The 25,735-nt window shown below is 75.0% G+C and carries 17 protein-coding genes and 1 pseudogene; 9 read left to right on the top strand and 9 right to left on the bottom strand.

Annotated elements, in window-relative coordinates; all coding sequences use genetic code 11:
* Window positions 1-63 precede the first annotated feature (63 nt).
* Entirely contained in the window at window positions 64-402 is a 339-nt protein-coding gene (locus AB1207_RS03385) for a bifunctional 3-phenylpropionate/cinnamic acid dioxygenase ferredoxin subunit (RefSeq protein WP_367636373.1), read from the top strand.
* A 190-nt stretch (window positions 403-592) separates the two neighbouring features.
* A complete protein-coding gene (gene nhaA / locus AB1207_RS03390; RefSeq protein WP_367636374.1) occupies window positions 593-1,915 on the top strand; it encodes a Na+/H+ antiporter NhaA in 1,323 nt (440 codons plus the stop codon).
* A gap of 2 nt (window positions 1,916-1,917) precedes the next feature.
* On the opposite strand, the gene AB1207_RS03395 is transcribed toward nhaA, so the two are convergent.
* Window positions 1,918-2,691 (bottom strand): IclR family transcriptional regulator, encoded by a 774-nt coding sequence (locus tag AB1207_RS03395; RefSeq protein ID WP_367636375.1) that lies wholly within the window; start codon window positions 2,689-2,691, stop codon window positions 1,918-1,920.
* A 108-nt stretch (window positions 2,692-2,799) separates the two neighbouring features.
* Between AB1207_RS03395 and AB1207_RS03400 the strand changes: the two genes are divergently transcribed.
* Together AB1207_RS03400 and AB1207_RS03405 are read left to right on the top strand one after the other, a co-directional pair.
* Window positions 2,800-3,492 carry a GntR family transcriptional regulator gene (locus tag AB1207_RS03400; protein ID WP_367636376.1) on the top strand — a complete coding sequence of 231 codons (693 nt, stop codon included), beginning with the start codon at window positions 2,800-2,802 and terminating at the stop codon, window positions 3,490-3,492.
* 95 nt (window positions 3,493-3,587) lie between these two features.
* On the top strand, window positions 3,588-4,064 hold the full coding sequence (locus AB1207_RS03405) for an Lrp/AsnC family transcriptional regulator (RefSeq protein WP_367636377.1): 477 nt from the start codon (window positions 3,588-3,590) through the stop codon (window positions 4,062-4,064).
* Here the strand turns inward: AB1207_RS03405 and AB1207_RS03410 are convergent.
* Window positions 4,045-10,458, bottom strand: a complete 6,414-nt coding sequence (locus AB1207_RS03410; RefSeq protein ID WP_367636378.1) for an Ig-like domain-containing protein — start codon at window positions 10,456-10,458, stop codon at window positions 4,045-4,047. The genes AB1207_RS03405 and AB1207_RS03410 overlap by 20 nt on opposite strands.
* Before the next feature lie 211 nt (window positions 10,459-10,669).
* Here AB1207_RS03410 and aroC point away from each other — a divergent pair, with 211 nt between their 5' ends.
* Window positions 10,670-11,908, top strand: coding sequence for a chorismate synthase (aroC, locus tag AB1207_RS03415; RefSeq protein WP_367636379.1), 1,239 nt, complete (start codon window positions 10,670-10,672; stop codon window positions 11,906-11,908).
* Window positions 11,909-11,932: 24 nt separating this feature from the next.
* Here the strand turns inward: aroC and cls are convergent, their stop codons facing one another.
* Complete coding sequence (gene cls / locus AB1207_RS03420) at window positions 11,933-13,387, bottom strand: cardiolipin synthase (protein WP_367636380.1); 1,455 nt, start codon at window positions 13,385-13,387, stop codon at window positions 11,933-11,935.
* A 7-nt stretch (window positions 13,388-13,394) separates the two neighbouring features.
* Window positions 13,395-13,979 carry a TetR/AcrR family transcriptional regulator gene (locus AB1207_RS03425; protein WP_367636381.1) on the bottom strand — a complete coding sequence of 195 codons (585 nt, stop codon included), beginning with the start codon at window positions 13,977-13,979 and terminating at the stop codon, window positions 13,395-13,397.
* Between the two features lie 235 nt (window positions 13,980-14,214).
* Between AB1207_RS03425 and AB1207_RS03430 the strand changes: the two genes are divergently transcribed.
* The 4 genes and pseudogenes from AB1207_RS03430 to AB1207_RS03445 all read left to right on the top strand — a co-directional run bounded on the left by AB1207_RS03430 (window position 14,215) and on the right by AB1207_RS03445 (window position 19,779).
* Window positions 14,215-17,370, top strand: coding sequence for an MMPL family transporter (locus AB1207_RS03430; protein WP_367636382.1), 3,156 nt, complete (start codon window positions 14,215-14,217; stop codon window positions 17,368-17,370).
* A gap of 128 nt (window positions 17,371-17,498) precedes the next feature.
* Window positions 17,499-17,906: a hypothetical protein gene (locus tag AB1207_RS03435; RefSeq protein ID WP_367636383.1), complete on the top strand. Its 408-nt coding sequence runs from the start codon at window positions 17,499-17,501 to the stop codon at window positions 17,904-17,906.
* 104 nt (window positions 17,907-18,010) lie between these two features.
* On the top strand, window positions 18,011-18,517 hold the full coding sequence (locus AB1207_RS03440; RefSeq protein WP_367636384.1) for a hypothetical protein: 507 nt from the start codon (window positions 18,011-18,013) through the stop codon (window positions 18,515-18,517).
* 42 nt (window positions 18,518-18,559) lie between these two features.
* A pseudogene (locus AB1207_RS03445) lies at window positions 18,560-19,779 on the top strand (GNAT family N-acetyltransferase).
* Window positions 19,780-19,800: 21 nt separating this feature from the next.
* On the opposite strand, the gene AB1207_RS03450 reads toward AB1207_RS03445, so the two are convergent.
* From AB1207_RS03450 to AB1207_RS03470, 5 genes are all read right to left on the bottom strand, one after another.
* The gene (locus AB1207_RS03450; RefSeq protein WP_367636385.1) at window positions 19,801-20,241 is read right to left on the bottom strand and encodes a GNAT family N-acetyltransferase; all 441 of its coding nucleotides are present in this window, start codon (window positions 20,239-20,241) and stop codon (window positions 19,801-19,803) included.
* A gap of 7 nt (window positions 20,242-20,248) precedes the next feature.
* Complete coding sequence (locus tag AB1207_RS03455; protein WP_367636386.1) at window positions 20,249-21,535, bottom strand: adenylosuccinate synthase; 1,287 nt, start codon at window positions 21,533-21,535, stop codon at window positions 20,249-20,251.
* Window positions 21,536-21,681: 146 nt separating this feature from the next.
* Window positions 21,682-22,716 (bottom strand): NAD(P)/FAD-dependent oxidoreductase, encoded by a 1,035-nt coding sequence (locus tag AB1207_RS03460; protein WP_367636387.1) that lies wholly within the window; start codon window positions 22,714-22,716, stop codon window positions 21,682-21,684.
* The gene (locus AB1207_RS03465) at window positions 22,713-23,132 is read right to left on the bottom strand and encodes a DUF3151 domain-containing protein (protein ID WP_367636388.1); all 420 of its coding nucleotides are present in this window, start codon (window positions 23,130-23,132) and stop codon (window positions 22,713-22,715) included. Before AB1207_RS03465 ends, AB1207_RS03460 begins: the two co-directional genes overlap by 4 nt.
* On the bottom strand, window positions 23,129-25,558 hold the full coding sequence (locus tag AB1207_RS03470) for an ATP-binding SpoIIE family protein phosphatase (RefSeq protein ID WP_367636389.1): 2,430 nt from the start codon (window positions 25,556-25,558) through the stop codon (window positions 23,129-23,131). The genes AB1207_RS03465 and AB1207_RS03470 overlap by 4 nt, the downstream gene beginning before the upstream one ends.
* Window positions 25,559-25,735: the final 177 nt, after the last annotated feature.

A 25,735-nucleotide genomic window follows, 5' to 3' on the forward strand; every position in this document is an offset into this window, starting at 1 on the left:
AGCATCCCGGGGACGGTCCACGGGACCCGGACGACGGAGCGGCGCACAGGAGGACGAAGGACCATGGCGACGGGAACACGGATCGTGGCGTGCCCGGTGGCGGACCTGCCGCCGGGTGAAGTGGTGCGGGTGGACCGCCCCGAGCTCAGGGCGCCGGTCTCGGTGTTCAACGTCGAGGGCGAGTTCTTCGCGATCGACGACACCTGCACCCACGCCGACGAGTCCCTGGCGCAGGGCTGGGTGGAGGACTGCGCCGTGGAGTGCCCCCGGCACGCCTCGGCGTTCGACCTGCGCACCGGAGTCCCGTCCAGCCCGCCGGCCCTCACGCCGGTGCGGACGCACCTGGTCGAGGTCGTCGACGGGGACGTGGTCGTCGAGGTGGGCACACCCCGACCCGCCTGAGCAGCCACGGCACCTCCGACGGTCCGGACGAGGTCGTCGCCTCGTCGCGACTGATATACCAGTGCGCAGACTACGGAGGCGTGGGGAGCGGCGTCAAGGGTCGGCGGGTACGGTGGACCGCGGTGTGCCGGGAAGTCTGGTCGGCGGTCGCTGCGGCGATCTGCTCGTCCGTCGACCCCGGAAGGACCCCGTGACTCCGCCCCCCACCACCCCCACGCCCCGCCGCACCCTCTTCTCCCGGGGCTCCTGGACCGAGACGCAGCGCGTCGCCGAGGTGCTGCGCAAGGAGACCGTCGGTGGGCTGCTGCTGCTCGTCGGGACCGTGGTGGCGCTGGTCTGGGCCAACTCCCCCGCCTCCGGTTCCTACGCGGGACTGCGCGACCTCGTCGTCGGCCCCCACGCCCTGCACCTGGACCTCTCGCTCGGCCAGTGGGCCGCCGACGGCCTGCTGGCGGTCTTCTTCTTCATCGCCGGCCTCGAGCTCAAGCGGGAGTTCGTCGCGGGTGACCTGCGCGACCCCCGGCGAGCGGTCGTGCCCGTCGTCGCCGCGGTCGGCGGCATGGCTGTCCCCGCGCTGCTCTTCGCGCTCGTGACCGCGGGTGACGGGGACGCGACGAGGGGCTGGGCGATCCCGACCGCGACGGACATCGCGTTCGCCGTGGCGGTCCTCGCCGTCATCAGCACCCACCTGCCGTCGGCGCTGCGCACGTTCCTGCTCACCCTGGCCGTCGTCGACGACCTGCTCGCCATCACGATCATCGCCGTCTTCTACACCGACCAGCTCTCCGTCGGGCCGCTGCTGGGGGCGCTGGCCGCCGTCGCCGTCTTCGGGGTGCTCGTGCAACGACGAGTGCGCACGTGGTGGCTGCTCGTCCCGCTGGCCGTCGTGGCCTGGGCCCTCATGCACGCCTCGGGGGTGCACGCCACGGTCGCCGGGGTGCTGCTCGGCTTCACCGTGCCCGTGGTCCGCTCCCAGGCGGCGGGCGGGCCGGAGGCCGGTCCCGGGCTGGCCGAGCACTTCGAGCACCGCTGGCGTCCGCTGTCGGCCGGCTTCGCGGTGCCGGTCTTCGCCTTCTTCTCGGCGGGGGTCACGGTCGGCGGGTTCTCCGGCCTCGTCGAGTCCCTGCAGGACCGCGTCGCGCTGGGCATCGTCGCCGGGCTCGTCGTCGGCAAGACCGTGGGCATCCTCGGCGCGACGGCGCTGGTCTGCCGCTTCACCCGCGCGCGGCTCGACAGCTCCCTGTCGTGGTGGGACGTCCTGGGCGCTGCCATGCTCGGCGGCATCGGGTTCACCGTCTCGCTGCTGATCGGCGAGCTGGCGTTCGGCGCGGGGAGCCTGCGGGACGAGCACGTCAAGGTCGGGGTGCTCACCGGGTCGCTGGTGGCCGCGGCCCTGGCGACCGTCGTCCTGCGGCTGCGCAACCGCACCTACAAGCGGCTGCACGAGCTGGAGCAGGTCGACGAGGACGGCGACGGGATCCCGGACGTCTACCAGCAGCGCCCCGCGGGCTGAGGTCAGGCGCGCCAGCCGAGGGCGGCCGAGGCGCGGTCGGCGGCCGCCACCACGGCCGGCGTGATCTCGCACAGCCGGTCGGCGGTGAGGCGGTAGGACGGCCCCGACACGCTGAGCGCCGCCAGGACCTCGCCGTCGGCCCCCCGCACGGGGGCCGCGACGGCGTTGAGCCCGACCTCGAGCTCCTCCGTCGTGGTGGCGAACCCGTCGACGGCGATCTTGTCGAGCTGCTCCTCGAGGTCGCGACGTCGGGTCGTCGTCGCGTCCGTGTACCGGCGCAGCCGGCCGGCCGTGCCGGCCGCTCGCACCGGGGCGCAGAACGCCATGAGGACCTTGCCGCTGGACGTGGCGTGCAGGGGCGTGCGCTCCCCGATCCAGTTGTGCGTGACGACGGACGACGCGCCGCGGACCTGGTCGACGTTGAGCGCCGCGTCGCCGTCGGCGAGGGCGATGTTCACCGTCTCCCCGGTCGTCGCCGCGAGCTCCTCGCAGGCCGCCCGCGAGCGCCGCGTGACGTCGAGCTGGTCGGTCACGGCGCCGGCGAGCCGGACGACGGCCATGCCGAGGCGGTACTTGCCGCGGTCGCCGACCTGCTCGACCAGTCCGCGCGCCTCCAGGGCCGTGACGAGGCGGAAGGCGGTCGACTTGTGGACCTCGAGCCGCTGGGCGATCTCGGTGACGCCGCCCTCCCCGAGCTCGGCGAGGACCTCCAGGACCGTCACGGCCCGGTCGACGGACTGCACCGGGGAGGTGCGCGCGTCGGGGGTGCCGGTCATGGCGTCATGGTGTCAGGGTGTCCGCGCCCGTCGGGCCGGGGCGTGCCCGGTACCCGCCCCGGACCCTGCACCGGGACTGGTGTACCAGACGACGCGTAGGGTGAGGCCGTGAGCGCACCGACGACCACGCACGCGGGTCAGGAGACCTCCCCCGCGGCCCGGTCACTGGCGGACGTGGCCTACGAACGCCTGCGGGACCGGCTCGTGGTGCTCGACATCCGGCCGGGCGAGCCGCTCAACGACGACCTGCTGGCCAAGGAGTTCGGCGTCGGGCGCACCCCCGTCCGCGAGGCCCTCAAGCGCCTCGAGGTGGACCGGCTCGTCGTGGCCTACCCGCGCCGCGGGACCTTCGCCACGACCGTCGACATGACCGACCTGGGCCACATCTCCGAGGTCCGGCGTGCGCTCGAACCGGCGGCCGCGGCGGCCGCCGCCCGCCGCGCCGGACCCGCGGCGCGCGAGGAGATGCGCGCGCTGGCCCGCACGGTGGCGACGCTGCACGCGGCCGTCGACGGCGGCGACCTCACCCAGCGCGAGCTCATGGAGCACGACGTCGACGTGCACCGCAGCATCTACCGGCACAGCCAGAACCCCTACCTGCAGGACGTGCTCGTCCGGCTCGACAACCTCGCCACGCGCATCTGGTGCCTCGTCCTGGACCGGCTGCCGGACTTCGCCGGGCACGTCGGTGAGCACGTGGAGCTGCTCGAGGCGATCGTCGCGGGCGACGCCGACCGCGCGGCCGAGCTCGCCCTCGCCCACGTCACGGGCTTCGAGGAGTCGGTCCGTCAGGTCCTCTGACGCCCCTCCGGACGGGTCCGCAGGGGCCCGGTGCACAGGTGACGCACACCTCGGTGCGCACATTGTCCGCCGGAGCGGGCGGACGATGCGCCAAGATGTCGTCCGTGCGCCGCCTCGACTCCATCGATGCCCGGATCCTCCTCGCGCTGGACGAGGACCCGCGCGCGACCGTGCTCGGCCTGTCGCGCCAGCTCGGCCTGGCCCGCGGCACCGTCCAGGCCCACCTGGAACGGCTGGAGTCCGACGGTGTGCTGCACCGGTTCTCCCGGCGGCTCGCGCCCGCGGCCCTGGGCTTCTCGGTCTCGGCGTTCGTCATGATCGAGATCCACCAGGGCCAGCAGGAGGACACCCTGCGCCGGCTGCGCGAGACCCCCGAGGTCCTCGAGGTGCACGGCATCACCGGCGACGGCGACCTCATGTGCCGCATCGTCGCCCGGGACGCCGACGACCTCTACCGCGTCGGCCAGGAGGTCCTGTCCATCCCCGGGGTCGTCCGGACGAGGACCTCCCTGGCCATGCGCGAACTGGTCCCCTACCGGGTGGACCCGCTGCTCACCGACCTCGCGGACTGACGCCGGCCGCTCTCGGCCGCCCGCCGCGGCCCGGGGGCAGGTGGTCGGCGGGCCGTCTGCGCCGGGTGGCCGACCCCCTCCTGACCGCGGACGGGTCGACCGCCAGGCGCGGGAGGCCGGACAGCGCGTCCGGTCCCTGCCACGGGCGCTGGGGTGCGGCGGCGGCGGGCCGGTCCAGGACCGCCGTCCCCGTCCCCCGTCCCACACCGGTCCACAGCGTCCGCTTGCGCCGCAACGGTTCAGAACCCTCAGCGGGAGCCTCCCCGCTCGTGGGGACGGCGTCCGTCAGCGCGACCGTCGTCGGGCGGGCGGGCCGGCGGCGGCCGGTGCGGGCCGCGAGGATCGCGCCGATCCCGAGCAGGAGCAGGGCGATCCCGAGGACGAGCGGCTTCGAGTCCGCCCCGGTGCGGGCCAGTCGCGTCACCGCGGCACCCGCCGCCTTGACCGCGGTCGCCGACCCGGAGGCCGCGCGGGCCGTCGTGGCCGAGCCGCTGGCGGGTCGCGCCGCCGTCGCCGGCGCCGGCGAGGCCGACGTGGGAGCCGGGCTGCCCGCCGCGGTCCCGGGGGCGGGTGCCCCCGGCGCCGTGGGCAGGGCCGGGTCGGTCGGCAGCGGGGCGCCGGCCGCGGACTGCGGCACGACGAAGCTGCGGACCTCGCTCGTCCCGACGGCGGTCCCGTCGGCGAGCGTCTGCACGGCGCGGATCGACGTCGTCCCCGCAGGCAGGGGGTTCGCCGGCACCAGGCTCCACGTCCCGTCGGCCGCGACGAGCGCGACGCCCAGGACGTTGCCCGCGGAGTCGAGGACGGTGATCGTCGCCCCCGGCTCCCCGGTGCCCGTGATGGTCGGGCGGTTGCCCGCCAGGACCTGACCCTCCGTCGGGGTGAGGACCGTGGGCGGCGCGACGGCCGGCGTCGCGGCCGCGGCGCGCAACAGGCGGACCGTCTGCGACGTCGAGCTCACGGTGGTGGTCGAGGTGTCGTCGGCGAGCAGCGTCACCGTGCGCGAGGACAGGAGACGGGCGGTCCCCCGCTCCTGGGTCGTGGCCGGGGTCGAGCTCGAGCGGGTCGTGCTCTTCGTGACCATGCCCGGACCCCACGCGACGTCCTGGTGGGCCACGACGTAGCGCATGCCCATGTCGATGTCGACGTGGTCGGCGCGCCAGCGGCCGTCCGCGCCCACGAGGATCTGCCCGAAGTCGTGGTCGGTGCTCGAGTTCGTCCACAGCCGCACGACGCCGCCGGGTTCACCGGTGCCGGTCACGGTCTCGTGGCCGGTGGTGTTCAGGGTCAGGTCGAGCGGGGTGTCGATCTCGACCGGAGCCGGAGCGTTCGGGTCGATGGTCACCGTGGTCGTGTTCGAGGTCTTGGCGACCCCGCCCAGGACCTGCGTGGCGATCACCGTCGTGTCCCCCGTGGGCAGGTCGGTGCCGGAGGGGACGACCCAGGTGCCGACCGTCGGGTCAGCGGCGCTGGCCGTGGCGACGGCGGTCCCGACGACCCGGCCGTCGAGCGTGCGCAGCGTCACGGTCGACCCGGGGGCCGCCGTGCCGGAGAACGTGGGACGGGTCCTCGGCGTCACGGTGCCCGTGATGGGCGAGGTGATGACGGGTCCGACACCGGCGGCGGCGGTGATCGTCAGCCGGTTCACGGCCGACGTCGCGCGCTTGCCGTCCGCGCTCACCTGGGTGGCCGTCAGGACGTGCGTCCCGGCGGTGAAGGCGGTCGTGGGCGCGATGGTCCACATGCCGTTGGCGTCGGCGACGACGGTGCCGAGGACGGTCGCGCCGTCCTTGACGATGACGGTGCTGCCCGGCGCCGCGCGGCCGCGGACCAGTTGGTGGCCCTGCGCGGTCACGTACCCGTCGGCCGGGACCACGATGGAAGGTCCTTGCGTGGCCGGCGTGGCCGGCGTGGCCGGCGCGGTGGGCGTGGTCACCGTGGGGGTGCTGGTCGGGGTGACCGTGACCGTGACGGTCGGGGTGACCACCGGGGTGCTCGTGGTCGGCACGGAGGTGGTGGGCACCGAGGTCGTCGGCACCGAGGTGGTCGGCACGGAGGTCGCGCACACGGGTGCGCCGAGGAGGTCGCAGAGCGTTCCGGTGGGCGTGCCCGTGGGGGTGCCCGTCGGAGCGGTCGTCGGGGTGCCGGTCGGGGTGCCGGTCGGGGCCCCGGTCGGCAGGTCCGTCGGGGTCGACGTGGTGGGCGTCCCGCTCGCCGTCGGGCACAGGCCGACGGCGCCCAGGAGGTCGCACAGTCCGCTCGTCGCGGTGGTCGTCGCGGTGCCCGTCGGAGTGCCCGTCGGGGTGCTCGTCGGGACCGTGGTGCTGCCCGTGTCGGTGGGGACACCCGTGGGGGTGGTGGGCGTGCTCGTCGGGGTGTCGGTCGGGCAGAGCAGCCCACCGAGCACCGGGATCCCGCAGACGGCAGCGCTGGTCGTGGGCGAGGCCGATGCGGTCGGCGTGTCCGTGGGCGTCGCGGTGGACGTGTCCGTGGGCGTCGCGGTGGACGTGCCGGTCGCGGTGGCGGTGTCCGTCGGCGTGCCGGTGGACGTGGTCGTCGGCGTCGGCGTCGGCGTCGGCGTCGGCGTGGTCACCGGGCCGAGCGAAACGTGCACGTCGAGGGCCGGCGCGGACGTGTTGCCGGCCGGGTCGGTCTGGACGGCGGTGAGGATCGTCAGCAGGCTCAACCCGTTGCCGTGCACCGCCCACGCGCCCTGGGCGTCCGCGTCGGCCTCGCCGACGGGGGTGCCCGTCGTGGTGCGGACGACGACGTGGGCGAAGGGTTCGGCGGTGCCCGCGACGGTCCCGGCGCCGGTGGTGTCGACGAGCGCGGACGTCACGACCGGCGGCAGGGCCGTGGTGTCGGTGGTGAACGTGACGGCCGGGGAGTCCGTGGAGACGTTGCCGAGGGCGTCGGTCTGCACCGCGGTCAGCGTGTGCGCACCGTCCGCGAGCGCCGTGCCGGGCCGGACGACCCAGGTGCCGTCGGCGGCCACGGGCGTGGCGGGCAGGGCGGTGCCGTCGAGCGTGACGACGACGGACCCGTTGGGCTCGGCCGTCCCGCTGAGGGACGGGCGGGTGTCGCGGGTCGTCGTGCCGCTGGTGGGCGCGGTCACGGCGGGCGGCGCCGCGGACGTGTCCACGGTGAGCTGCACGGGGGCGGGGGCGGAGACGTTGCCGGCCGCGTCGACCTGGACCACCGTCACCGTGAGCGGACCCTCGGGGGTGCCGGCGGGCAGGGCCACCGGCGCGAGGGCGAAGGTGCCGTCGGCGGCGGCCGGAGCGGTCGCCAGGACGGTGCCGTCGGCGGCGAGGAGCCGGACGGTGGCGCCGGGCTCGGCGCCCGCACCACTCACGGCGGGGACGGTGTCGCGCACGGCGACGGTCCCCAGCGGAGAGGCGACCGTCAGCGCGTCGGGAGCGGTGGCGTCGCTGGTCCAGCTGACGCTCGTGGGCGCCGAGGGGCGGCCGAAGCGGTCGACCTGCTCGGCGGTGGCGGTGTGGCGGCCGTCGGGCAGCGTGCCGGCGGCGACGGACCACTCGCCCCGGGCGTCCGCGGTGGCCGTGCCGAGGACGCGGCCCAGCTCGTCGCGGACGGTGACGGTCGCGCCGGGGTCCGCGTCGGTCCCCGCGACGGTGACGGCCCCGTTCAACGCGGCACCGGCGGCCGGGGCGGTGATGGTCACCGGGGCCGGCGGGAGGGCGTCGACGGTGAAGGAGCGCTGGGTCGCGGAGGAGTTGCGGCCGTAGGGGTCCTTCGCGTTCGCCGTGACGGTGACGGGCCCTTCGGGCAGCGCGGAGACGACGACGGCGAACGCGCCGTCGGGCCCAGCCTGCCCGGACCCGACGTCCTGGCCACCCACGGTCAGCGTCACGACGGAGCCGGGTTCGGCGGTGCCGGTGACGAGGGGGGTCGACGTCGTGACCGTCGTGCCGGGGGCCGGGGCGGTGACCGCGGGGGCGTCGGGACGGGTGGAGTCGACGGTCAGCAGCACGGGCGCGCTGGCGTCGGAGGTGACCGCACCGCTGGTGTGGGTGGCGGTCACGATCCAGCCGCCGTCGCCGAGGGTCACGGGCGCCTCGAACGCGCCGGTGGCGGGGTCGAGCGTGGCGGACAGGGTGCGGGTGCTGCCGGTCGTGCCGGCCGAGGGGGTGACGGTGACGGTCACGGTGTCGCCGACGAGGGCGCCGGCCACGCTGCCGCGCACCGTGTTCGCCGCGTCGAGGGACGTCCCGGTGGGCGCCGCGACGACGGGCACGCTGACGGCGTTGGCCGGGGCGGTGACGGTGTAGCGGACGGTGGTCGGCAGCGAGGTGTTCCCCGCGGCGTCGGTCTGCGCGACGGCGACGGAGTGGGGGCCGACGGCCGCGGGCAGCGAGCCGGTGACGGTCCAGCGGCCCGCAGCGTCGACCGTGGTCGTGCCGAAGGAGGCGCCGTCGACGACGACGGCGACGGTGGCGCCCGGCTCACCGGTCCCGGTGACCGAGGTGGCGGTCACCGCGGCGGACGACCCGTCCTGGGGCGTCGTGACCCCGGGAGCGGCCGGGGCCTGGGAGTCGACGGTCACGAGGACCTGGGCGGAGGTGCTCTGGTTGCCGGCCGCGTCGGCGGAGACGGCGTAGAGGGCGGAGGGTCCCTCGGGCAGTGTGCCTGCGGGGGTGAGGCTCCAGCGGCCGGAGGCGTCGGCGGCGGTCGTGCCGAGGGTCGCGCCGGCCGCGGTCAGGACGGTGACGGTCGTCCCGGCCTCGGCGGTGCCGGAGACGACGGGGGCGGTGTTCCGGGTGACGGTGCCGGAGGCGGGAGCGGTGACGACCGGCGTCACGGGGGCGGTGGTGTCGGCGGTGACCGTCCAACCGGCGGAGGCGGCCGAGGCGTTGCCGGCGGCGTCCTTCGCGGTGGCGGTGAAGGTGTTCGGGCCCTCGACGAGGGTGACGAGGACGGTCCACGCGCCGCCGGCGTCGGCGGTGACGGGCCCGAAGGTGTCCGCGCCGCGGGAGAGGACGACGGCGCTGCCCGCTTCGGCGGTCCCGGTGAGCTGGTAGGTCGCCGTGCGCACGGGCGCGGCCGGGACCGGCGAGGTGATGACCGGCGCCGCGGGCGGGGTGCTGTCCACGGTGAGGGCGACGGCGGCGGAGGCGCCCGACGTCTGCGACCAGGCGGTCTGCGTCGCGCTGAGGGTGGTCGGGCCGTCGGGCAGGGTCGCGGTCGTCGCCCAGGTGCCGGCCGGGCCGACGGTCGCGGTGCCGACGGTCGCGGCGCCGCGCTTGAGGGTGACGGTCGCCCCCGGGACGCCCGTGCCGCTGACGGCGACGGCGCCGGAGGTGTGGACGGTGCCGTCGGCGGGGGCGGTGATGACGGGGGCGGGGACGGTGCAGTCCACGCCGCCCGCGGGTGCGGCGACGCGGGTGTCGAGGGGGAAGAGGTCGACGGTGGTCGACGCGACGCCGAGCACGTTGACCGACACGGTCAGCAGACCGGGGCTGGTGACGGAGGCGGAGCGGCCGTCGGACGGTTCGGTCCTCGTGGCGCCGTTGTACTTCAGGGTGATCGTCCCGGACGCGAAGGACTGCGACTGCCCCTTGGACAGGGTGACGGGCGAACCTGTCCCGACGGTCACGGTGGGCGCGGTGTCGGTGAAGGTCGCGACGGCTCCACCGGCGGTCCCCGAGGCGGTGACGGTGGCGGTCTGGCGCGGGACGTGGACGACGACGTTGCTGGTCAACGCCACGTCGACGGAGTCGGTGGTGGCGGCGGCGCGGACGCCGACGCGGCGGGAGGCGTCCGCGGCGGTGAAGCCCGTCGTCGTCGACGTCTTCAGGGCCTGCGTGTTCACCAGCGTGCCGACCTTCAGGCCCGCGGTCTGCGTCGTGGTGCTCGTCAGGTCGTACGCGTTCGGCAGGCAGACGGCGTCACCGGCCCAGCGGGCCCCGGCCGAGCCCTTGACTGCCTGGACGTCGAGCAGTCCGCTCGAGACCGCCACGCCGACACCGTTGGTGGCGGGCGTGGGGTTGTCGGCCGGCCCCTCCTGGTGGGCGACCCCGAGGGGGATGGACAGGCCCGCGATGCCGGCGCTCAGCGTGTTCACGTCGGCGACCACGCGCCGGGCGGAGCTGGAGTCGGCGGTCCCGACGGCGGGGCCGACGCCGACGGTGGCCAGGTTGGCACCCACGGCGGAGATCCCGACCTTCGCCAGCGTCGCGCCGCTGGTCGCCGACCACAGGGAGGACGTCGGCGAGGCGGAGGCGGCGGGGGCGAAGGGACCGCCGAGGAGGCCGACGCCGATGGACAGCGCGACGAGGCCCGCGAGGGCGTGCCGACCGCGGGCGGCGACGGCCGCCAGCGAGACGCTCGGGCGCGACAGCACCACGACCGTGACGGGGCGCGACTGGGGCACCCGGACCACCTCACTTCCGATCCACCACGCCGCGAGGACGTGACATCTAGAACTTCTAGACGTGGTTCGGACGACGACCCACCGGACTGGAGCGACCGGACCCCACGAACCTTCTAGAACGGCCATGTCCACCCGTTCGGCTCATCAAGCGCCCGGCGCAGGCCCCCCGGCGCGGACGGTCCGCCCCGGCGGGTACGGCAGAATCGGGCGCGTGTTGCGCTGGCTGACCTCAGGTGAATCGCACGGCCCCGCGCTGGCGGGCATCCTCGAAGGCCTCCCCGCCGGGGTCGAGGTCGACAGCGCGCAGATCCGCCAGGCGCTCGCGCGCCGCCGCCTCGGCCACGGCCGCGGCGCCCGGATGAACTTCGAGCAGGACGAGCTCGAGGTCATCGGCGGCATCCGGCACGGCCGCACCCAGGGCGGGCCGATCGCCCTGCGCATCGGCAACAGCGAGTGGCCCCGCTGGCAGGAGGTCATGGCCGCCGACCCGGCCGACGCCGACGGCCGCCGCTACGACGAGCCCGGCCGCATCCCGGCCCGCGGCCGCGCCGCCGCGCTGACCCGTCCCCGCCCCGGGCACGCGGACCTGACCGGGATGCAGAAGTACGGCTTCCCCGACGCCCGTCCCGTGCTCGAACGCGCCTCGGCCCGCGAGACCGCGACACGCGTGGCGCTGGGCGAGGTGGCCCGTGCCTTCCTGGCCCAGACGGTCGGCGCGGAGGTCCTGTCCCACGTCGTGTCCATCGGCACCCAGGCGGTCGCCGAGGGCACCGTCCCCGCGCGCGGGCAGCGCGACGCCGTCGACGCCGACCCGGTCCGCTGCGCCGACCCCGAGGCGAGCGCCCGGATGGTGGCCGAGATCGACACCGCCCACGGCGAGGGCGACACCCTCGGCGGCGTCGTCGAGGTCGTCGTCCACGACCTGCCGCCGGGCCTGGGGTCCTACGTCCACTGGGACCGCAAGCTCGACGCACGCCTGGCCGCGGCCCTCATGGGCATCCAGGCCATCAAGGGCGTCGAGGTCGGTGACGGTTTCGAGACGGCCCGCCGTCGGGGTTCGCAGGCGCACGACGAGATCGAGCGCGTCGACGGCGGCGAGGGGACCGAGGGTTTCACCGTCCGGCGCCGCACCGACCGCGCGGGCGGCCTCGAGGGCGGCATGACGAACGGCGAGGTGCTCCGCGTCCGCGCCGCCATGAAACCCATCTCGACGGTCCCCCGCGCGCTCGACACCGTGGACACCGCGTCCGGCGGTGCGGCGCAGGCGATCGCGCAGCGTTCGGACGTGTGCGCGGTCCCGGCCGCGGGGGTGGTGGCCGAGGCCATGGTCGCCCTCGTGCTCGCCGACGCCGTCGTGGAGAAGTTCGGCGGGGACAACGTCGAGCAGGTCCGAGCGAACGTCCGCAGCTACCTCGACTCCCTCGAGGTCAAGGTCGCCCCGACGCCCTGATCCCCTCCGCGAGGGGTGCGGGAGTCACTGCAGCGCAGCGGTCAGGCGCATGACGTTGTCGACGTAGCGCTGCCGGAACGGCCGGCGCGCCCACTCCTGGGCGGTCAGTTCCACCGACCGTGCGCGGTAGTCGTCGACGACGGCGGCCAGGTCGGCGACGAACCTCGGTTCGAGGCCGAGCAACGAGACCTCGTAGTCGAGGTTGAAGGAGCGGATGTCCATGTTGCTGGACCCGATGACCGCCCGTTCGCCGTCCACCACGAGCACCTTGGCGTGCAGCACGGCGGGGGCGGGCAGCTGGTGGATCCGCACCCCGGCGCGCAGCAGCGAGGAGTAGTAGGACCGCTGGGCGTGGTGGACCATGAACTGGTCGGCCTTCTCCGAGACGAACAGTTCCACCTCGACCCCGCGGTAGGACGCCGTCGTGATCGCCTGTTCCAGGCCCTCGTCGGGGACGAAGTACGGGCTGACGATGGAGACCTTCCGCGTCGCGGCGTGGATGAGCGAGCAGAACATCCGCAGGTTCGGTTCCGTCGGGTAGCCCGGCCCCGACGGCACCACCTGGAACGCGCCGCTGGAACCCCCGGGGGAACTCTGCTCGGCCGCGGAGGCCACCTCCGTGAGGACCTCGCTGGTCTCGGCGAACCAGTCGGTCGCGAACACCTCCTCCAGGGACTGCACGACCGCGCCGGTGAGTTCCACGTTGAGGTCGACCCAGCGTCGGCCCGCGCGGACGTGCCGGGGTTTCAGGTACCCGGGGTCGATGAGGTTCTGCGATCCGACGAAACCCGTGCGGCGGTCCACCACCACGAGCTTGCGGTGGTTGCGCAGGTCCGGCCGGCGCCACCGACGGCGCAACGGGTCGATGGGCATCATGCGGTGCCACTCCACCCCGTCCGCGGTGAGGCGCTCGTTCATCCGCGGGTGCCCCGGGTACCCCCGGGCGCCGAGGTGGTCGTAGAGGAACCGCACGCGCACCCCCCGGGCCACCGCGCGCCGCAGGGCGTCGAAGAACGGTTCCGTCGTCGCGTCCAGCGCGGCGATGTAGAACTCCACGTGCACGGTGTGCTCGGCGCGGTCGACGGCGCGCACCAGCGCGGGCACGAACTCGTCCTCGGCCAGCAGGTTCCGGTGGTCCCCCACGACGCACGGCAGGTAGGTCAGCCGGCGGTTGAGCCCGAGCAGGCTGCGCAGGTGCTCGTCCACGACGACGCCCTCGGGGATCAGGGGCATGTCCACGACGCTGTCGGCGATGACCTGGTTCGTGAGCTGCTGCACGTGGTGGCGGCGACCCGCGACGTACGGGCTGCCCAGCAGCAGGAACAGCGGGAGCCCCACGACGGGCAGGAAGAGGATGAGCAGCAGCCAGGCCGAGGAGGACCCGGGCCGTCGGTCCTCCGGGACCGTCCCGATCGCCCACACCTTCACGGCGTAGTCGACGACGACGAGCAGTTCGCTCAGGACGGCGATCGTGGTCACGGCCGGCTCACGCGCGCGAGGCCCGACGCGGCAGCAGCGAACGGCGTCCGGTCCCCAGCAGCATCCGGCGCAGGTCCTCGTCGGGGATGTCGCGGCACGACGCGTCGCCCAGCGGACCCACGAGACCGGACAGGAAGAACACCACCGCGACCCGGCGCTCGGCGTCGGCGTCGGGACCGGCCAGCAGTTCCCGCAACTCGTCCCCGATCTCGCGCATGCGGGGGTAGTGCTCCTGCAGGTGCGCGATGACGGGGTCCACCGCGGCGACGACGTACAGGCGGCGGACGTCGACGATGAGGTCGACGAGGCCCTCGAGCAGCACCTCGACCTGGGCCCGGCGACCGCGCCGCGCCCGGGCGGCCTCGACGACGTCGGACACGCGGTCGAGGAACGGGGCGACGACGCCCACGACGAGTTCGTCCTTGGTCCGGTAGTGGTAGTAGACGGCCGCCTTGGTGACCCCGACCTCGTCGGCGATCATCTGCAGCGACGTCCCGCTGACCCCGTGCTCGGAGAACAACCGGAGCGCCGCCTCGTGCAACCGCTGCCGCCCCGGCCCGGCGGGCCGAGCCTCGCCGGCCGTCGTCGTCATGGGTCTCCTCGCTCGTGGCTGCGCGCCCGGTGGGAGAACTGTATCCGTGGCCGTCGGCACCGCCCGCGGTACGACTTCCGGAGGACGTCGGGGGCCCTCGGTACTAGCCGATCGACTAGCGCGAACCGTTGGCGACACCCCGGTCGCCGGGGTACCGTCGACGAGCCGAACAGCACGTTCCTCGTCGCCACCGGAGCCGACGGACCCCTCCACGCCTCCCCAAGGAGCCCGCCCGATGGCCACGCTGCTCTACCGACTCGGGCGGTTCAGCGCCCGTCGCCACTGGCTGGTGCTCGCCGTGTGGGCGGCGCTCGTGGCCGCGCTGGCGGCGCTGGCGTTCGGCCTGAACCAGACGGCCGCCAAGGACACCAGCTTCTCGATCCCCGGGACCCAGGCCAGCGACGGCCTGGACCTGCTGGAGCAGAAGTTCGCCAGCGGCGCGAACAACGCCACCGCGACCGTGGTCTTCCAGGCGCCGCAGGGTCAGACGCTGACGGCCGCGAACGCGACGGTCGTGCAGGACGTCGTGGCCGAGGTCGGCCGTCTCGACGGGATCGCGTCGGTCACCGACCCGTTCGCCCAGCAGAGCCCGATGGTCTCGCGCGACGGCCGCATCGCCGCGGCCCGCGTCACCTTCGACGGGACGGTCGGCGACGTCACCGCGGCGCAGGCCGACGCGCTCGAACGGGTGGCCGACCGCACGGTCGACGGCGTCCGCGTCGAGGTGACCTCACAGGTCCAGCAGACCGAGGCCGGGCACACCAGCGAGGCCATTGGCGTCGCCGTCGCGGCCCTCGTGCTGGTCCTGACCTACGGCTCGCTCGCGGCCGCCGGCGCGAACCTGCTGACGGCGGGCCTGGGCGTCGGCGCGGGCTTCCTCGGCATCACGGCCCTCGGCAAGGTCGTCTCCCTGTCGACGACGACCCCCGCCCTGGCCGGGATGCTCGGCCTCGCGGTCGGCATCGACTACGCCCTCTTCGTCTTCGCCCGCACCCGGACCGAGCTGCGGCGCGGAGAGGAGCTCGACCTCGCGATCGCCAAGGCCACCGGCACGGCCGGGACGGCGGTGGTCTTCGCCGGCACCACCGTGATCATCGCGCTCGTCGGCCTGTCGGTCGTGAACATCCCCTTCCTGACCCAGATGGGGCTGGCCGCCGCGGCGACGGTCGCGATCGCCGTGCTCGTCGCCCTCACGGCGGTGCCCGCGTTCCTCAAGGTCCTCGGGATGCGCGTCCTGCCGAAGAAGGAGCGCGGCCGCGACCGTGCCGGTCTGCGGGCTGTCGCCGACAGCGACGACTCGTTGGTCGACAGGGCCACGGTCGACCTCGCCGGCCGCGGGTTCCTCGGCCGCTGGGTGCGCGGGGTCACGGCCCACCCGGTGATCGCCCTGCTGCTGGCGGTCGTGGCCGTCGGCGCCGTCGCGATCCCCGTCGCCTCGATGCGCACGGCGCTGCCGTCGGCCGAGAACGCCGACCCCGCGACGTCCCAGCGGCAGGCGTACGACCTGCTCGTCGAGGGCTTCGGCCCCGGCTCCCAGTCCACCCTGCTGGTCCTCGTCGACGGCACGGACGCCTCCGCCGTCGCGACCGCGGCCGGGCAGGTGGCCACGACCGTCCAGGGCCTGCCGGACGTCGCCGCCGTCGTGCCGGCCGTCCCGTCCCAGGACGGCACCGCGCAGCTCATCACGGTCGTCCCCGCCTCGGGCCCGACCGACGAGAAGACGAGCGACCTGGTGCGCGCCATCCGGTCCGCGACCGGCGACACGTCGGGCGCGAGCGTCCTCGTCACCGGTCAGACGGCCCTCGACATCGACGTCACGGACGCGCTCAACGACGCCCTGCCCGTCTACATCGCGATCATCGTCGTGCTCGCGCTGTTCCTGCTCATCATGCTGTTCCGCTCGCTCGCGGTGCCGCTGCTGGCGACGGTCGGGTTCCTGCTCTCCCTGGGCGCCTCGCTGGGGTCCGTCGTCGCGATCTACCAGTGGGGCTGGCTGTCCGACGTCTTCCAGGTCGCCCAGCCCGGACCCCTGCTGAGCTTCATGCCGGTGCTGGTCGTCGGGATCCTGTTCGGGCTCGCGATGGACTACCAGATGTTCCTCGTGTCGGCGATCCACGAGCAGCACGCCCACGGCCGCAGCCCGAAGGACGCGGTGCTGGCGGGGTTCCGCCGCTCGGCTCCCGTCGTCGTGGCCGCCGCGCTCATCATGTCGGGCGTCTTCGTCGGGTTCGCCACGAGCGGGGACCAGATCATCGGGTCCATCGGCATGGCCCTGACGGTCGGCGTCCTCGCCGACGCCCTCGTCGTCCGCATGGTGATCATGCCCGCGGCGTTGACTCTGCTGGGCCGGGCCGCGTGGTGGATGCCGCGCTGGATGAGCCGGCTCGTGCCGAACGTCGACGCCGAGGGCCGAGGCCTGGAGGCCATGCTCGCCCGCGAGGCCGGCGGGACCACCGCGATCGCCTCGGGCACGGGCGAGGCCGCCGCGCCCGCCACCCCCGAGGTCCCGACCCCGCGCGAGGAACGCCGGCACCCCGAGGACGCCCCGGACGGTCCTCCGCACGGCCTGCCGGCCGAGCAGCGGGTGGAGCGGGTCCTCCTCGACCTGCCGCTCGGCGTCGTGGGCCTCGTGCGGGACCCGGCGGGACGACCGCTGGCGGGCGCCGTGCTCACCGTCACCGACCACTCCGGACGGCAGCTCGCGCGCACGGCCGCCGACGAGGTGGGGTTCTTCTCGCTGCCGCTGGAGGCCGGCGGGACGTTCGTCCTCATCGTCGCCGCGGCCGACGCCCGCCCCGTCGCGCACCTCGTGCCCGTCGCCGGGCGGACCGTCCGGCACGACGTGCGCCTCGTCGGCAGCGCTGCGCTGCACGGGGTCCTGCGCAGCGCGGACGGCCCGGTCGCCGGAGCGGTCATCACGCTGCTGGACGTGCAGGGCGCCGTCGTCGCCACCACCCGGACCGACGAGGGCGGCCGGTACCGCATCGCCGACCTCGTCGCCGGCAGCTACGTCCTGTCCGTGCTGTCGTCGAGCTTCCGCCCCGTCGCCCAGACCCTCGAGGTCGACCACGGTGGGGACGTCGAGCTGGACGTGACGCTGAGCGCGGGCGGGCGACTCGTGGGGACGGTCGGCACGGGCGACGGCTCCCCCGTCGCCGAGGCGTCCGTGACGCTCGTCGACGAGGGCGGGTCGGTGGTCGACACCGCGACGACGGACGTGGACGGCACGTTTGCCTTCGACGACCTCACCCGCGGCCGGTACACGCTCACCGCGGCCGGCTTCCCGCCGGTGGCCACTCCGGTCGAGGTCGCCGACGGCGGGCACCGTGAGGTCGAGGTGCGCCTCGGCCAGGCCGTCCAGCACGACCCGGACGAGGCCGCCCGCTCCTGACCCACCCACGCCCCCGTGGAAAACACTCCTTCCGCCCTTGAGAGGCCGTCCTGAGGGCGGAAAGAGTGTTTTCCGCCCCTCCTGAACCCAGGGTTGACAGTCTCGTCAACCCTGGGTTCACTGCTGCCGTGGACGAGGTGCGCGAGGCGGTGCAGGGCGACGAGTGGTTCGCCGTGCTGACCCACCGACCGCCCTACGACCCGGCAGCCCCCGCCGTCGCCGACCGCCTGCAGCGGTGGACCTCCCCCGCCGTCGTGGCCGCCGCGCTGGCCGACCACGGCGACGGCCTGCTGCGCCAGCTCGCGGGGCAGCCGACCGACCGCGACTGGGTCACCGACTGCGGTGGGCCGCTCGGGGCCGTCCTCGTGCTCGCAGAGGTCGATGCGGCGGCGTCCGTGCTGCGCTCCCACGTCGCGGCGGCGCGGGCCGGGCTGCTCGCCGACCTCGTGCAGGACCACAGCCTCGTGGAGCTCGCCGACCTGCTGGGGGTCACCCGGCAGGCGCTGCACAAGACGTTGAAGAACCGCGGACTGTGAGGGGACGTCGATGACCCAGGAACTCACCCGGGCCGCCGGGAACCACCCGCTGCGGACGCGGGGCGGGGCGGGCGCTGTACGCCGGCGCGCTCGCCTGCGACCTGGTGTGGCTGGTCCTGCTGTCCGTGGCCGCCACACCCCTGCTGTCCGACAGCTGGGGAGCCCAGCCGTGGCTCTTCTTCCCCGCCATCGCCCTGCAGCTCGCGAGCCGCGCACTGCGGCGGCGCGCCTGGTGGTACGTCCCGCTGCGCGACGCGGGTCGGGTGCCGGACCGCGTCGACACCGCGTTCTGGACGGTCTTCGCCGTCGTGGTCGTGGTCCTCACCCTGGTGGTCGTGCAGCAGCCCTCCTCGGAGGCGCAGGCGGGCGGGCTCTGGCCGCTGCTGCTGTTCACGACGGTCCCGATGTGGTTCTCCTGGAACGACAGGGACACCCCCGAACCCCCCGGACGCTGGGGGTCGCGGATCGCCCCGTGCAGCGTCGCCGCACTGGCCGTCCTGGTCCTCGGCGCCACTCACGGGCGGTTCGGCGTCACCACCGCGGTCGTCGCGGGCACGGTCATCGCCGCGGGAACCGTGGTGTCACTGGTGATCCGGCGCCAGCGGACCTGAAACCCCGGTGACAGCGGCGCCGCCCGTCCCTAGCGTGCCCGGGTGCCCGTCACCGTCCGCGCCACCACCCCCGCCGACCTCGACGTCTTCGTCGAGACCGTCCACGCCGCTTCGCGCGGTTCCCGGACACCCCCGAGGAGGACGGCAGCGGGGTGTTCTGGTCCGTCCTGGAGATGGACCGGAACCTCCTCGCCGTCACCGACGACGGCCGGCCCGTGGGCACGGCCGCGGGGTACTCGTTCGAGCTGACCCTCCCCGGCGGGGCCCGCGTCCCGACCACCGGGGTGACGAACGTCGGGGTCGTGCCCTCGCACCGGCGCCGCGGCACGGCGACCGCCCTGATGCGCCGGCAACTCGAGGACCTCCGCGCCCGCGGCGAGTGCGTCACCGTGCTGCTGGCGATGGAACCGACGATCTACCGGCGTTTCGGCTACGGGCCGGTCACCTTCAGCCGCCGGGTGGCGGTCACCCGGGCTCGGGCCGCGTTCGACGACCACCGGCTCGGACCGGCGGCCCGCGACGAGGGGACGGTCGAGGTCGTCCGCCGGCGGGACTGCGTCGCGGCTCTGGAGGAGGTCTACGAGCAGCACCGGCTCCACCACGTCGGGGCCCTGGACCGTCCTCACCGGTGGTGGGCCCGCGGCGCGGGGCACCCTCCGGTGTCGCGGGACCAGCGGTGGATCGGCCTGCACCGCACCGCCGACGGCCGGCCCGACGGCTACGTGAGCTACGCCCTCGACGACGGCGTCCTCACCGTCGACGAGACGGTCACCACCGACGACGCGGTGCGCGAGGTCCTCGACCGGTTCGTCCTGGGTCACGACCTCGTGCGCGAGGTGGTGTTCCCGCAGGCCCCGACCGACCACCCGCTGCGCTGGCAGCTCCTCGACCACGACGCCGTCACCTCCAGCGGTGACGAACCCTGGCTGTGGGTCAGGGTCCTCGACGTCCCGGCCGCACTGCGGGCCCGCGGGTGGGCCGGGGACGGGACGCTCGTCCTGCAGGTCGAGGACCCGTTCCTCGGCGGGAGTTCGCGGTACGAGCTCACCGTGGTGGACGGGGCGGCGGAGTGCGCGACGACCGCGCGGGAACCCGACCTCGTCCTGGACGTCAGCGACCTCGGGAGCCTGTACCTCGGCGGTGTGCCGCCCCGCGACCTCGTCCGCGCCGGGCGCATCCGGGCGCGCGACGAGGACGCGGTGGTGAGGGCCGAGCAGTTGTTCCGCACCGACCGCGCCCCCTGGTCCCACCACGTCTTCTGACCGTGGCGCACCGCCGGGGTCTCAGGCGGTGCGCACCATCGTCACGTGCGGGATCCCGTCCTCCTGGAACTCCGACCCCTGCGCGACGAACCCGAACCGGGCGTACCAGTGCTGCAGGTGCGCCTGCGCGTCGAGCACGACGTCGGAACCCGCGAGCAGTTCCAACGCCCGTTCCATCAACCGCGCGGCGACCCCGGCCCCGCGGAAGTCCCGTGCCGTCGCGACCCGGCCGATCCGTCCGCGGCCGTCGGCGTCGCGCAGCACGCGCAACGTCGCGGCGACGGCCCCGTCGACGTCGGCCCACACGTGCACGCAGGTGGGTTCGAGGTCCCGGCCGTCGAGTTCGGGGTAGGCGCACTCCTGCTCGACGACGAACACGTCGACGCGCAACCGCAGCAGCGCGTACAGCACCGCGGGCGGGAGGTCGGCGAGCGCCGCCTCCCGCACCTGCACGGAACTCATCGGCGACTCAGCCCAGGAGGTCGTGCCGGACGACGGTCTGCTCGCGGTCCGGACCGACGCCGACGGCGCTGATGCGCGCCCCGGAGATCTGCTCGAGCGCCTCGACGTACGCCTGCGCGTTCTTCGGCAGGTCCGCCATCGACCGCGCCGAGGAGATGTCCTCGGTCCACCCGTCGAAGTACTCGTACACCGGCGTCGCGTGGTGGAAGTCGCTCTGCGACATGGGGATCTCGTCGTAGCGGACCCCGTCGACGTCGTACGCCACGCACACGGGGATGCGTTCCCAGCCCGTGAGGGTGTCGAGCTTGGTGAGCACGAAGTCGGTCACGCCGTTGATGCGCGCGGCGTACCGGGAGATGACCGCGTCGTACCAGCCGGTCCGGCGCGGCCGGCCCGTCGTGGTGCCGTACTCCCCGCCGTCCTGGCGCAGCTTCTCGCCGTCGGCGTCGAGGAGTTCGGTCGGGAACGGCCCCTCGCCGACGCGCGTGGTGTACGCCTTGACGACGGCGATGATCCGGTCGATGCGGTTCGGCGGGATCCCCGCACCCGTGCAGGCCCCGGCCGCGATGGCGCTGGAGGACGTCACGTACGGGTAGGTGCCGTGGTCGATGTCGAGCATCATCGCCTGCCCGGCCTCGAACAGGACGATCTCGTCGCGGTCGAGCGCGCGGGACAGTTCCAGGCTGACGTCGCGGACCATGGGCCGGACGCGCTCGGCGTAGGACAACAGGGTTTCGACGGTCTGGTCGACCGAGACCGCACGGCGGTTGTAGACCTTGAGCAGCAGGTGGTTCTTCTGGTCGAGGGCACCCTCGACCTTCTGCCGCAGGATCGACTCGTCGAACAGGTCCTGGACCCGGATCCCGATGCGGTTGATCTTGTCGGCGTACGTCGGGCCGATGCCGCGGCCGGTGGTGCCGATCTTGCGCTTGCCGAGGAAGCGCTCGGTGACCTGGTCCATCACGCGGTGGTACGGCGCGATGACGTGGGCCGAGGCGGACAGCAGGAGTTTGGAGCAGTCGACGCCGCGCGCGGTGAGGGCGTCGATCTCGTGGAACAGCACCTCGAGGTCGACGACGACGCCGTTGCCGATGACGGGCGTGACGCCCGGGGTGAGGATGCCGCTGGGCAGCAGGTGCAGCGCGTACTTCTCGTCGCCGACGACGACCGTGTGCCCGGCGTTGTTGCCGCCGTTGAACTTCACCACGTAGTCCACGCGTGCGCCGAGGGCGTCGGTGGCCTTGCCCTTGCCCTCGTCCCCCCACTGGGCGCCGACGAGCACGATCGCGGGCATTCAGATCCCCTGCTTCCTGGTGACGACTGTCCGGGTCCTGCACGGCCCCACGGACCACCGGCCCAGCTCAGGGGGTGGTCACCGCAGACCACGACGAGCTTACCGGGTGGTGGACCTGCGGCGACCGTCCGACGGCGGCTCCGCGCTCAGCCCGTGAACCGCCCGGCGAGGTGCCGCCCGAGCGCCGTCCCGGACTCCCAGGCGGTCTGCACCTTGGACCGCTCGCCCCAGGCGTCGCCGCAGACCCCGATGCCGCTCTCCTCGTCGAAGCCGAACACGGCGTCCTCGTGCTGGCGCAGCGGGCTCGCGAGCGACCAGCGGTGCGCACGGGCCCACGTCGGGGCCGGTGCCCCGGTCACGCCGAGCAGGGGCCCGAGGGACTCCAGCACCGACGGGACGATGCTCGCGGGGGCGTCGAGGTGCTCGCTGGAGACGTCGGGCGCCGTGTGCGCGACGAGCACGGGGGCCCCGTCACCGCGGCGCGAGCCGTCGTCGGCGAGGAAGACGAGAAGGTCCGAGTCGTTGACGAAGGCCCCGTGGAAGTCGGGCCACCAGCGCTGCTCCCAGCCGGCGTACACGGCGATGCAGGGCCGCCAGTTCCACCGGGCCGACACGTCGAGCCGGGTGGCGACCATGCGCGGCAGCAGGTCCGCGGCCTGCGGGTCGGGCATGGCGAGCACGACCGCGGGGGCGGTGCGGCCGTCGACGCCGGGACCGTCGTCACCGCTGGAGACGCCTTCGACGTCGATGCCCTGGACGACGTCGAGCGGGGTCGCGCCGGGCGGTGCGACGAGGTCCTCCACGAGGCTGCGCAGCCCTGTGGGCGAGGCCCAGCGGACGGGCCCGGAGGACGACCCCGGCTCACCGCCCGACCCGTCGAGCACGGCGAAGGTGTCGGTCCACGGCCGCGCCAGGCCGCGCTCCTCCCAGCCGGCGACGAGGCGGGAGAAGTCCCCGTCCCCGGAGACGGTGAAGTACGAGGCGCCGAGGTCCACGACGCGCACGCCGCCAGTGCTCTCGACGCGGCGGCCGCTCATGCGCCCGCCGCTGCGCCGACCGCGGTCGACGACGCGCACGGGCACCCCGGCGTCGGTGAGGGCACGGGCGCAGGCGAGCCCGGAGATCCCGGCCCCGACCACGAGGACCGGACGGGCGGGGTCGACCGTGGTGACGTCGGTCACGAGGGCAGCAGTTCGCGGGCGGCGGCCGGGTCGCAGTCGTTCAGGAAGGTGGTGCAGCGCACCGCTTCCTCGGTCTCACCGATCGTCTGCGCGGCACGCTGCAGGGCGGCCAGCGCCCGCAGGAACCCGCGGTTCGGCTCGTGCGCCCACGGCACCGGCCCGTGACCGCGCCACCCCGCGCGGCGCAGGGCGTCCAGCCCGCGGTGGTACCCGGTGCGGGCGAAGGCGTACGCCGTCACCGAGTCCCCCGCGACGAGCGCGCGCTCGGCCAGCAGCGCCCACGGCAGCGACGCCGCGGGGTGGGTCGCGGCGACCGCGGCGGGGTCGGTGCCGGCCGCCAGGGCGTCGTCGACCTCGGAGTTCGCGGGCAGGTGGGTGGGCGGGGGTCCTCCGAGGAGGTTGGTGCCGGTGCTCACGCTCGGTCCTCTCCAGTGCTGATCTCGACCCAGACGATCTTGCCGCGCCGGGTGGGTGTGCTCCCCCACCGTCCCAGCGATGCGACGAGGCGCATCCCGTGGCCCCCGCCGCCGTCGGGGCGCGCGTCGACGAGCTGCGGCTGCTCGGGGCTGTCGTCCTCGACCTCGATGCGCAGGTGGCCCTCGAGGTCGAACAGGCGCAGCCCGATCGTGCCCCAGCCGTGCAGGACCGCGTTGGCGACGAGCTCGGAGACGACGATCTCGGCCCGCGGCCCGCAGTCCAGGCCCCACACGGCGCAGGCGCGCAACGTCGCGTGCCGCGCCTTGCCGATCGAGGACGGTTCGGACGGCAGCTGCCAGCGGCGGCGGCGCGGGGTGTCGGCCGTCGGCAGCGGCTCGCCGTCGCGCTCGGACTCCTCCGGCACCCGCACGACGACGATCGCGGTGTCGTCCTCGGGCGTCTCACCGAGACCGGCGAGCAGCTCCTCGCCGATGCCGGCGGCGTCGCGGGCGCTGGAGCGGGCCAGCACCTCGACCAGCACCTCGAGGCCGTCGCGCATGGGGCGCGAACGCGTCTCGATGAGGCCGTCGGTGTAGAGCACCAGGACGTCGCCGGGCGACAGCGCGCGTTCGCGGGTGGGACGCGGGCGCTCGCCGAGACCCACGAGCGTGCCCGTCGCCTCGCTGAGGACCTCGACGCGGTGACCGGCGGGCGATCCGCCCCCGGCGCCGCGCCGCAGCAGCGGGGGCAGGTGCCCGGCGCTGGACCAGGCCATCTCCCAGCCGCCGTCGTCCAGGCGCTGCAGCGTCGCGTAGACGAGGGAGGCCATCCGGCCGATGCCGAGCCCGCCGGCGAGCTGGTCGACGCGCATGAGGACGCTGCCGGGGTCGTCGACGTCGTGCGCCGCCGAGCGGACGACGGAGCGGATCTGCCCCATGGCCGCGGCCGCCTCGACGTCGTGCCCGACGACGTCGCCGACGACGATGCCGGCCACCGCGCTGCCGCCGCCGTCGGCCGGGGCGGGCAGCACGTCGTACCAGTCGCCGCCCACCTGCGAGTGGTCGGCGTTGGGCGCGTAGAAGGTCCAGACGTCGAGCCCGTCGATGCCGACGAGCCCCGCCGCGTCCGGCAACAGGCTGCGCTGCAGTGTTTCCGCCAAGTCGTGCTCCCGTGCGTGCAGTCGAGCGTTCTCCAGCAGCAGGGCCGTCCGCGCCGCCGCACCCACCACGACGGCGCGGTCCTGCGGCGCCAGCCCGGTCGGGTGCGGGCACACGACGAGCAGCCCGAGGACCTCCTGCTGCCCTCTCAACGGGACGGCGAGCGCGGACGTGCCCGTCGCGGCGGCCCCGGGGTGGTCGGAGTCCGTGCACATCCCGTGCAGCCACGCGGCCACCGAACCCGGCTCGTCCGGGACGTCGGCGAGGTCGGTCAGCTCGCGCGTGCAGGCGTCGAGCAACGGGTCGGGCGCGGCGGCCCGGCCGCGGGACAGGCGCCGGCCGAGCAGCGCGTGCAGCCGCTTGCCGTGCGCGGCGACCACCTCGAGGTCGGTGCGCCCGGACCGCTCCCGCGCCCGGACGACGAGCGCACCGGCCACGAGCTGGTCGCCGAGGACGCGGGCGACGTCCTGCAGGACCCGGTCGGCGTCGGGCGGGGCGGGCGGCGTCCCCGGGTCGCGCGGCCCGTCGACCGCGTCGCCGACGCCGGCGTCGAGGCGGGTGAGGACGTCCAGGCGGGCCCCGGCGGTCCGGTCCGCGGCGGTCCGGCGGGTGACGTCGCTGTGCCAGGTCAGGACGTGGCAGACCGCACCGGCGCGGTCCAGGAGCGGCACGGTGCGGACGTGGTGCAGGAAGTCGGAGCCGTCCGCGCGCTGGTCCAGGACCGTCAGGGACACCGGCTCCGCGCTGGCGAGCGCCCGGTCGAGCTCACCGAGCGCCCGCTGGTCGCGGGTGCGCAGGAGGTGGTGGGCGGGTCGGTGCTCGACGTCCCCGGCTGCGACACCCGTGGTGCGGGTCCAGGCCCCGTCGACCGCGTCGACGACGAAGCGGCCCTCCCGCACGGCGGACAGGGCGGCCCCGGGCGCGGCCGCGACGACGGAGACGCCGCCCGCGGAGGCGTGGGCCCGGTCGACGGGGGCCAGGACGACCACGACCTCGTCGCGGCCCGGCACGACGTCGGCGCTGCACCACAGGTCCCCCGCCAGCAGCTCACCGAGGACCGGGCGGCCCGCGGAAGCGGCCTGCCAGACGGTCCCCGCGGGCAGACCCGCCGCGACCCGGAAGTCCTCCAGGGTCCGCGGCAACCCCCGCCCGCCGGCGAGCCCCCGGGCCCCGGCGTCCGCGGCCAGCAGCGTCCCCGCGCCGGGGGCCAGCAGCAGCACGGCAGCGGGCTCGCCGAGGGCGAGCGCCTGCGGACTGCTGGCCGGCATGGGCGGGGCTCCTCGGTGCGGCGGAACGGGCGGCGGGACGGCGGGCGGGCGGCGGGTCGTGCGGCCTGGTCGTGCGGCCGGGTCGTGGTGGAGTCTGCCCGACGGCCGGGGGTGTCCGGCGGTCGGTTGACCAGTTCGGCCCCCCGGACGCCCGCAGGACCAGCCGTCCGCGGTGCA

The sequence above is a fragment of the Kineococcus endophyticus genome, from assembly GCF_040796495.1.
GTDB lineage: Bacteria > Actinomycetota > Actinomycetes > Actinomycetales > Kineococcaceae > Kineococcus > Kineococcus endophyticus.

Bases quoted from the DNA above. Each gene is read 5' to 3' on its own strand.
- AB1207_RS03470 (WP_367636389.1), bottom strand. From the start codon at position 25,558: ATGCCGGCCAGCAGTCCGCAGGCGCTCGCCCTCGGCGAGCCCGCTGCC.
- AB1207_RS03425 (WP_367636381.1), bottom strand. From the start codon at position 13,979: ATGACGACGACGGCCGGCGAGGCTCGGCCCGCCGGGCCGGGGCGGCAG.
- AB1207_RS03395 (WP_367636375.1), bottom strand. From the start codon at position 2,691: ATGACCGGCACCCCCGACGCGCGCACCTCCCCGGTGCAGTCCGTCGAC.
- AB1207_RS03405 (WP_367636377.1), top strand. From the start codon at position 3,588: ATGTCGTCCGTGCGCCGCCTCGACTCCATCGATGCCCGGATCCTCCTC.
- AB1207_RS03450 (WP_367636385.1), bottom strand. From the start codon at position 20,241: ATGAGTTCCGTGCAGGTGCGGGAGGCGGCGCTCGCCGACCTCCCGCCC.
- AB1207_RS03430 (WP_367636382.1), top strand. From the start codon at position 14,215: ATGGCCACGCTGCTCTACCGACTCGGGCGGTTCAGCGCCCGTCGCCAC.
- AB1207_RS03455 (WP_367636386.1), bottom strand. From the start codon at position 21,535: ATGCCCGCGATCGTGCTCGTCGGCGCCCAGTGGGGGGACGAGGGCAAG.
- AB1207_RS03385 (WP_367636373.1), top strand. From the start codon at position 64: ATGGCGACGGGAACACGGATCGTGGCGTGCCCGGTGGCGGACCTGCCG.